Source organism: Leptolyngbya sp. FACHB-711, from assembly GCF_014695615.1.
Taxonomy (GTDB): Bacteria; Cyanobacteriota; Cyanobacteriia; order Elainellales; family Elainellaceae; genus Leptolyngbya_A.
On record NZ_JACJOR010000252.1, the window covers coordinates 1 to 8,000 of the forward strand.

The 8,000-nt window shown below is 51.6% G+C and carries 9 protein-coding genes; 1 reads left to right on the top strand and 8 read right to left on the bottom strand.

Going from position 1 to position 8,000, the window contains the following annotated elements; all coding sequences use genetic code 11:
• Positions 1–238 precede the first annotated feature (238 nt).
• From H6F80_RS09590 to H6F80_RS09610, 5 genes are all read right to left on the bottom strand, one after another.
• Positions 239–451: a hypothetical protein gene (locus H6F80_RS09590; RefSeq protein ID WP_190791343.1), complete on the bottom strand. Its 213-nt coding sequence runs from the start codon at positions 449–451 to the stop codon at positions 239–241.
• A gap of 227 nt (positions 452–678) precedes the next feature.
• Positions 679–1,329: a TVP38/TMEM64 family protein gene (locus tag H6F80_RS09595; protein WP_190791344.1), complete on the bottom strand. Its 651-nt coding sequence runs from the start codon at positions 1,327–1,329 to the stop codon at positions 679–681.
• On the bottom strand, positions 1,329–2,546 hold the full coding sequence (locus tag H6F80_RS09600; RefSeq protein ID WP_190791345.1) for a 4-hydroxy-3-methylbut-2-enyl diphosphate reductase: 1,218 nt from the start codon (positions 2,544–2,546) through the stop codon (positions 1,329–1,331). The genes H6F80_RS09595 and H6F80_RS09600 overlap by 1 nt, the downstream gene beginning before the upstream one ends.
• 128 nt (positions 2,547–2,674) lie before the next feature.
• The gene (locus tag H6F80_RS09605) at positions 2,675–3,643 is read right to left on the bottom strand and encodes an SGNH/GDSL hydrolase family protein (RefSeq protein ID WP_347277852.1); all 969 of its coding nucleotides are present in this window, start codon (positions 3,641–3,643) and stop codon (positions 2,675–2,677) included.
• 113 nt (positions 3,644–3,756) lie between these two features.
• Positions 3,757–5,031 (bottom strand): MFS transporter, encoded by a 1,275-nt coding sequence (locus H6F80_RS09610; protein WP_190791346.1) that lies wholly within the window; start codon positions 5,029–5,031, stop codon positions 3,757–3,759.
• A 241-nt stretch (positions 5,032–5,272) separates the two neighbouring features.
• Between H6F80_RS09610 and H6F80_RS09615 the strand changes: the two genes are divergently transcribed.
• Positions 5,273–5,863, top strand: coding sequence for a GNAT family N-acetyltransferase (locus H6F80_RS09615; RefSeq protein ID WP_190791347.1), 591 nt, complete (start codon positions 5,273–5,275; stop codon positions 5,861–5,863).
• Positions 5,864–6,017: 154 nt separating this feature from the next.
• On the opposite strand, the gene H6F80_RS09620 is transcribed toward H6F80_RS09615, so the two are convergent.
• The 3 genes from H6F80_RS09620 to H6F80_RS09630 all read right to left on the bottom strand — a co-directional run bounded on the left by H6F80_RS09620 (position 6,018) and on the right by H6F80_RS09630 (position 7,701).
• On the bottom strand, positions 6,018–6,836 hold the full coding sequence (locus H6F80_RS09620; RefSeq protein WP_190791348.1) for a prepilin peptidase: 819 nt from the start codon (positions 6,834–6,836) through the stop codon (positions 6,018–6,020).
• Positions 6,837–6,860: 24 nt separating this feature from the next.
• The gene (locus H6F80_RS09625; RefSeq protein WP_190791349.1) at positions 6,861–7,295 is read right to left on the bottom strand and encodes a heavy metal-responsive transcriptional regulator; all 435 of its coding nucleotides are present in this window, start codon (positions 7,293–7,295) and stop codon (positions 6,861–6,863) included.
• 112 nt (positions 7,296–7,407) lie between these two features.
• Positions 7,408–7,701 carry a hypothetical protein gene (locus tag H6F80_RS09630; RefSeq protein WP_190791350.1) on the bottom strand — a complete coding sequence of 98 codons (294 nt, stop codon included), beginning with the start codon at positions 7,699–7,701 and terminating at the stop codon, positions 7,408–7,410.
• Positions 7,702–8,000: the final 299 nt, after the last annotated feature.

Consider the following 8,000-nt stretch of genomic DNA (forward strand, 5'->3'; position numbering starts at 1 on the left):
AGGTCAAACGGAATGCGATTTTCCCTTTGGGAAACGGCAGAATTTTGGTGAGAAAGTACAGTTGTAAACACGGGAAATTCTGAGTTTTGTCTGGGTCTTGCAGTTGAAAAGCTCACTCGTTGAAGGAGTGATGTCAACAATTATAGTTGTTTTTACCAAAAGTACCAGATAAATTCCGTTGCCGCCTGTTGACGCGGTAGGGCTACTCTTTCTCACCGACTCCCTACTCACTAACTCCCTACGAACCGAATTGTTCTTCTTCGTGTCCGACCCACCACTCGCCCAGGTTCATCAAATCCTGGTGAATGTCTGTGAGTTCTTGCTCGTATTCGCCAGGAGTCAGGTCTTCCCGCCGCTCTTTTAGTTTTTGCAGCCGCAACTGAGCGAGTAACCAGGGCTTTGAGATGCTGTCGGTTGCTTCTAGATATTTTGCTAAATCGTCGCTGTTCATGGCGTTATCCCTGTTCAGTTGGTAGAGGTTAAGTTAAGTCTGGTGGAATCGATCGATTTAGAGGCCGCCTGATCAGTTGCGTGATTAGGTTGCGTAATTCAGTTTCGAATCTTCTAGATTTCCCCCTAAATTCCCCAAGATTGGGAGGCTTTGAAAGCGAGTTGAGAAGGGGTTTCTCCTGAATTAAGGGTCGTTTGGATCAGGGGTATTCCGTCTCCAACTTCCGCTCATTGCCGATCGCCTAAAACAGCTTCTTCCGCAGCCACACTTTCAATCGCCTGACGCGCAATCCGGCTAATGTAAAGGGTGACGGCGATCGTCGCGATCAAACCCATAATCCTGACTGCCCACTGCAGTTTAGAATTGGCTAGCTGAGCCGTTCCCAGGTTTGCCAGGCTTCCGGCGATCGACCCTAAGTAGACATACAGCACCGTTCCCGGAATCATACCGACGCTGCCCAGCACGTAATCCTTCAGCGATACACCCGTCACGCCCAACGCATAGTTGAGCAGGTTAAACGGAATAATTGGCGACAGCCGCGACAACAGTACAACTTTAAACCCCGACTGACTTACCGCCCGATCGATCGCCTGAAAGCGCGAATCGTTTGCAATCCGGCGGCTCACCCAACCCCGAACTCCGTAGCGTCCGATCAGAAATGCCAGCGTTGCGCCGATCGTTGCCCCCAGGAATGCCCAGACTGATCCCCACACCAGCCCAAAGACTGCGCCTGCACCAAGCGTCAGCAGCGATCCGGGCACAAACGCAACGGTAGTCAAGCTATAAAGGACAATAAACTGGATTGCTCCCCAGTTAGACTGTTGAATCGCCTCCAACAAATGTTTTGTGGTTTCTTGCAGAGGAAGTGCCGCCAGCATTACGCCTCAGTGAGGGCAGGAACAGCTCCCTTTATCTCAAAAATTCGCTCGATCACGGCTTCCACAATGCGATCGGGCGTAGAGGCTCCAGAGGTAATCCCAACCGTAATCTTGCCAGGGGGTAGCCAGTTCTCCTCAATCTGCAAGTCTTGATGCAGGGGCTTGTGCTGTACTTGATTGCCGGGACCAATGCGATCGGGACTGTCGATGTGATACGAAGGAATGTCGTACTCGATGCCGATTTCCTGAAGGTGCGTAGTGTTTGAGGAGTTGTAGCCACCGATCACCACCATCAGGTCGAGCTTTTCCTTGACGAGCTGATACATCGCGTCCTGCCGTTCCTGCGTGGCGTCGCAGATGGTGTTAAACGCTAGAAAATGCTGATTCAGGCGATCGGGTCCGTATTTCTTCATCAGTGTATGCTCAAACAGTTTGCCGATCTGCTCGGTTTCGCCTTTGAGCATTGTCGTCTGGTTGGCAATGCCGAGGGATTGCAGGTCGCGATCGGGGTCGAATCCCGCAGAGCAGGCGCGGCTAAACTTTGCTATAAACTCATCCCGGTTGCCGCCCTGTAGAATGTAGTCGCACACATACTGCGCTTCTGCCAGGTTTAGCACGATCAGATAGGTTCCGGCAAAAGAGCTGGTCGCTACGGTTTCTTCGTGGTTGTACTTGCCGTGAATAATCGAGGTGTAGCTGCTTTTTTTGTGCTTTTCGACCGTGTTCCACACCTTCGATACCCAGGGACAGGTCGTATCGACGATCGTGCAGCCTTTCTCACTCAGGAGCTTCATTTCCTGAACGCTCGCGCCAAACGCAGGCAGAATTACCACATCGCCAGAATCGACCACCGAAAAATCCTTGTTACCCTTCTCCACCGGAATAAAGCCCACGTTCATTTCCCCCAGGCGTTGATTCACCGACGGGTTATGAATGATTTCGTTGGTAATCCAGATCTGCTCGTTGGGGAAGTGCCTCCGCGTTTCATACGCCATCGCCACGGCTCGCTCCACGCCCCAGCAAAACCCAAATGCCTCTGCCAGTCGAATCGTCACATCGCCCCGCGTCAGGGAATACTGGTTTGTCCGAATCTGCTGAATCAGCTCGCTCTGATACTCGGACTGCATCTGCCCAGACACCTCTTCCGCATGACCAAATCCTTTGCGGTGATACTGTTCAGACTGATTGAGCGATCGTTTAAAGGCTTTGGTATCCATGCCGTCTTGCTGCGAAACTCCTTGCCAATTTCAGCGTATCAGATTTACCCTTCACTCCCAGACCTTTCCGCCGCACAAACTATCTACCCCGCTAAACTATCTACCCCACAAACTATCTACTGCACAGACTACTGCAACTCAGGCTCCAGCAATTCATGCCCATACACTTGCAGCGCAACGCTCCAAATCTCGTAGCCTTTAGGATTCAAATGCAGACCGTCTGTGCTGTATTCCATCCGCAGGTCTCCGGCGGAGTCGGTAAAGATGGGGTAAAGGTTGAGGAAATAAACGCCTTCCTCGCGGGCGATCGTCTCTAGCTCGTCGTTGAGTTCCTGAATGCGGCGATTTGGAATTGCCAGCAGCCGATCGCGTCCTTCCCAGGTGGCAGCGTCTCCGGCATGGGGCAGGATCGACTGAAGCACAATCTGCGCTTTGGGGTGGCTCTCTTTCAGGTCGCGCACAATCTCTTGCTGGTTGGCGAGAATCGTGCGATCGTTTACGCCTCGGATGACATCGTTAATGCCAATCATCACAAAAATTGTTTCGGGCGCGGTTTCTTCAAATAAATCCAGACGCTTAAGCAGACCCGCAGACGTTTCTCCCGAAATAGCCTGATTCAGCCAGACTCGCTCTCGCGGCAGCATCTCGACAGGAAACCAGAGACTAATAGAGTCGCCTGCCAGGACGGTAAGCCGTTTGGGTTTTTGCTGGGCGATCGCTTTGGCTTCGCGTCCGAGCTGCTCGATCCACTCCTCATAGGACAATTGCCGTCGAGGGTTTGCTTCCAGGCTCGTGGAGGAATCCATCGAAACCGTTGATGCCTGATTGCGGGGCGATGTGGTGCTAGACAATGTGGTGCTAGACGATGTGGTGGCTTGCGCGGCTTGATTCGCACGGGCACCTGAGGGAAGCGGCATCTCGAGCGATCGCAGCATTGTCAACAGCACAAACGCCAGAAACCCATTCATTGCCAGAGACAAAAATACCCAACGCGGCAGCAGTGACCACCGGAGCCGCACCGACGAAAACAGCAGAAATTGACGAACTGCGCGAAGCCGACGCTGGCTAACCCGTCGCAGGGAATGTTTATCTTGCACGCCGAACCTTACAGACGCGATCTAAAAGACATCGCCAATCATAACCTGAACTTTCTGCTTTGTTGTGCTAATTTCTCCTGACAACAATCAGACTCAAGATGAGGGGAATCAAGCTAATTCCAGGCCCGGCTTTTGAGCGAGCGATCGAGGTAAACCAGAATGCCGATCGCCACCCCCACACTCCCAATTCCCACAAGCCAGAAAGAGTGGGCAATCTCGATCGACTGCCCCATTGCCCAGCCGCCTATGATGGGACCAATAAAATAGCCCACTGCCCAGCAAAGCGAATTAATCGATAAGTACACGCCTCGCATAGACTCAGGCGCAAGATTTGCCACCAGTGCCGAAGCCGCAGGCGTATAAGCGATCGTTGCAATTGCCATCACCGCGACGCTCAACCCAGCCCAGAGTGCCGTTCCTCCCGGTAAGCTTCCCGTTAGCCACACCAGCAAAAAGCCGATCGCCCAAAACACCGCCGACACACTCAACACTTGTGGATGGGTATAGCGATTGAGCCAACGAGCCACTGGAAGCTGAAGCAGCGCAGCCAGCACAATATACCAGGTAAACAGCAAACTCAGGGCAGTAAAATTTGCCTCACCGTTTGCCGCCTGCCCTGAACGCTGTCCGAATCCCACAAAGTTCGTCAGGTAAAGGGGCAGAGCCGTATTCAGCAACGACAGATAAGTGGTAAATAAAACATTGACCGCGACATAGATTCGCAGCGGATGATCTCGCAGAGCCACAGCCCAACCCCGCCAGATTTGTTTCGTCGCGCGATCGACGTTCAGCGTTTCCCGAATTGCCCCATGGATAATACCCAAAAACACCACAAACGAGATGCCGTCAATCCAAAATAGCAGCCGAAACGCTCCCGTCGCGCCAATTAGCAGCCCGCCAAACACGACTCCCAACGCCAAACCCAAATTATCTGCAAGCCGGGTCAGCGCATAAGCCTCGTTGCGTTGATCGATCGCCGTTAAATCCGCCACTGCCGACTCCATTGAGGGCCAATACAGCCCCACCCCCAACCCCATCAGCAAATTGCTCAGCAAAAATGTCGGAAAATTGTAGCTGAGTGCCAGCATAATATCTGCCACAGCCGAAAATGCTGCCGATAACAGCAACGTCTTGCGTCGTCCCCAGCGCGGCGAGTCAGACATTAGCCCACCTATAATTCGCCCAAACACCCCCGAAATCGATTCACTGCCAATGCCAATTCCCACTGCCGTCGCAGATAGCCCCACCTCATTCACAAAAAACACCGCCGCATAAAACAGCACAAACCCAGTACCAACCTGAGACAGCAGTCTGCCCAGCATCAAAATCCAAACGGCACGATCGAGCTTGGGCAACTGTGCCTGAAATTTACGGGAAATTGGGTTCATGCAGCATTTGTAGAGCGTTCTCTGTCAGTGTAGGAGATGAGGAAGGGAGTGGGTAGGAGAGGAGATGGGGAGATGGGGGAATGGTTTTGGAAAACAGTAATAAAGTTTGAATACCCATGCTTTGCCATAACCTGGATGCCGTGACCTGGAAAATTAACAGATGGGTTGTAATGATATGCCTTAAAAGACAACCCCTGAAAAAACTGGCAGCATTGACCTGGCACAACCGCAGGAATTTGATATGAATTCAACCTCATCTACCCGCCAAACAAATATCACGATCTGGCATCTGGAATTGTTCAAAGCACAGCATTCTTCCTCTGAGGATAATCCGCAGTGTCGCCCCAGTCGATCGCAGCCAGAGGATCTAAAAATCGAACAGGCAATGATTCCCTCTCCAGAACTGAGCCGCTTTCTCTACACCAGTGTTGGCGGCGACTGGTACTGGATCGATCGCCTTCACTGGACTTACGATCGCTGGATGCAGTATCTCGATCGCCCCGAACTCGAAACCTGGGTCGCATCCCTTAAAGGCACTCCGGCAGGCTACATCGAATTAGAAGTACAGCCAGACAACAGCGTTAAAATTGCCTATTTCGGACTGCTCAAAGCCTTCATCGGAAAGGGCATCGGCGGATATTTGCTCAGCCTTGGCATCGATCGTGCTTGGAACTTGGGCGCAACTCGCATTTTTGTCGATACGTGCAGCCTAGACGGAGAATTCGCGCTAAAAAACTACCAGTCTCGCGGCTTTCAAATCTACAAAACAGAAACGGTCGTTAAAGAATTGCCGATTCGGGCGATCGGACCCTGGGAAGGGGCGTATTCCTAAACTTGTTCTTCTTTGGATTTGGCGCAGGGAAAAAACCTGACTTGTCCTTCCCACGCTCTAGCAAGACTGTACTCATCAATCAGAATAATTTCCTCGATCGCTAAGCGATTGGGACACAGCTGAATTGAAAGCCACTGCCGATTCTTTCTAAAGCTTACAGCGTCGGAAAAAATAGCCGCAGATACCCAGCAATCATCGCATCCCCAAAAAACAGGGCAATTCCTGCCCCGATCGCCAAAAACGGACCAAACGGCATCGGCTGACGACGATCGATTAATCCCAACGCCAGTGCCCCACCGCCTGCAAAAGCCCCGATCGCACAAGCCAGAAACCCCGCCAATAAAGCCAGTTTCCAGCCCAACCACGCACCCATCATTGCTGCTAATTTTGCATCGCCACCGCCCATTGCGGTTTTGCCAAAGGCGATCGATCCAAGGAGGGTCACGATATCGAAAATCCAGATCGCCACAACCGCGCCAATAATCCCCATCATGAGGGAATTGGCTGCACCGGAAACACCCGCATTTGCCCAACCTACGATGAGTTGAAATATAAGTCCGGCAATCAGCCCCGATTGAGTCAGCGAATTCGGCAGCGTCAGCGTATCCCAATCAATCAGCGACAGAGCCAGCAGCCAGCTCACAAACGCCCAGTAGCCCAACCCTGGCAGAGGCAAACTAAACGCCCAAAACACCAGCACAAACAAAATTCCGGTTACTGCCTCGATCGCCGGATAGCGCGGCGAAATCTTAGTCCGACAGTGACGGCATTTTCCCTTCAGCCACAGCCAGCCCAAAATCGGCACATTGTCATAGGGTTTCAGCCGATGCAAACAGCGCGGACAGCGAGACGGCGGATAGAGCAGCGACACTCCTGCCGGAATTCGGTAAATCACCACATTCAAAAAACTGCCGATACAGGCTCCGATCGCAAACACAAGCAGGCTCAAAATACCTGAAATCAGCAGTTCCATAAACGGTCGATCCAGCGCGAAGGTTTATTCCGGTTGCAGGTTCGGACAAATGGTGTGGCTTTCCTGCAATTCTGCGGGGTCATGCCACCCAGCCAGAATACCCTGAAGCTGCGATCGAAGCACTTGCAGCGATTCAATTTGCCGACTAATTTCAGCCACTTTTTGTTCTAGATACTGCTTTACCTGACCGCAGGGCAACTCTCCCTGATCATGAACCGATAAAATTTGCTGAATTTCGTTCAGATGCAGTCCCAAAGCCTGCGCCCGTCTAATAAATGCCAGGCGATCGAGGACATCAACCCTGAATAAACGATAGCCCGTGTCCGATCGTTCAACGATGGGAGCCAGCAAGCCAATGTCGTCGTAATAGCGAATCGTTTTAATCGGCAGACCGCTTTCCGATGCCACTTCCCCAATTTTGAGCAGCTTTTCTGCTTGAGTTGTCCCGCTTGTGATCATGGCTTGTGTTGAGGTTTACCCTCCTGCTGATTGAGCAAAATATCTAAAATGCGGCGGTTCTCAGATTGCACCCCTCTCATCCCCAACGGCATCTCGTTCATTTCGTTGGCTTTCAAACTTTACGAGCATCGACATCGATCGTCGCCAGATGAGCATCCGAATCCAGCAAATAGCGCGCGTGACGCGACTGCGATTTTGGCTGAGGCTGGATTGGTTCCTGGCGAACTTGCTGCATGAGCTTCCAGCGCACCCCGATCGCCAGTCCTACCGTGCCTAGACCGATCGCCAACAGCGTTTCATAGCCACTTGTTCCGCCAATGATCGCATCAACCAAGCCTATTGTCAGCATGAATCCGGTAATGGGTTCTTTGCGGTAAAGCGATCGAATCTTCCTTGTCCAGTTCATGGTCGGACTCCTGATCAGGAGAACAATTGAGGAATCTTTTACCTATCTAATGTAGCGTGTGGCTAGGTAAGTAAGCAGAGCCGATTACTCCTGAACAGTAGCAGCAGGGGGTAGGCTATCTAAGTTAGAAAATACAACAGGAAACACTGAGATAAACCTTCGCCAAAGATGAGTATATGCACTCAAGAATCAATATAACAATCTTAAAAGACACCTAACAGACACACTGAATTTATCAAAAGAAGCCTTATTTAACTGAAATCATTCATATTTGCCATTAGCGACGAGAACGATACCAG

Excerpts from the sequence above, each read along its gene's own strand:
- H6F80_RS09590 (WP_190791343.1), bottom strand. The coding sequence starts at position 451 with ATGAACAGCGACGATTTAGCAAAATATCTAGAAGCAACCGACAGCATC.
- H6F80_RS09595 (WP_190791344.1), bottom strand. The coding sequence starts at position 1,329 with ATGCTGGCGGCACTTCCTCTGCAAGAAACCACAAAACATTTGTTGGAG.
- H6F80_RS09600 (WP_190791345.1), bottom strand. The coding sequence starts at position 2,546 with ATGGATACCAAAGCCTTTAAACGATCGCTCAATCAGTCTGAACAGTAT.
- H6F80_RS09610 (WP_190791346.1), bottom strand. The coding sequence starts at position 5,031 with ATGAACCCAATTTCCCGTAAATTTCAGGCACAGTTGCCCAAGCTCGAT.
- H6F80_RS09615 (WP_190791347.1), top strand. The coding sequence starts at position 5,273 with ATGAATTCAACCTCATCTACCCGCCAAACAAATATCACGATCTGGCAT.
- H6F80_RS09620 (WP_190791348.1), bottom strand. The coding sequence starts at position 6,836 with ATGGAACTGCTGATTTCAGGTATTTTGAGCCTGCTTGTGTTTGCGATC.
- H6F80_RS09625 (WP_190791349.1), bottom strand. The coding sequence starts at position 7,295 with ATGATCACAAGCGGGACAACTCAAGCAGAAAAGCTGCTCAAAATTGGG.
- H6F80_RS09630 (WP_190791350.1), bottom strand. The coding sequence starts at position 7,701 with ATGAACTGGACAAGGAAGATTCGATCGCTTTACCGCAAAGAACCCATT.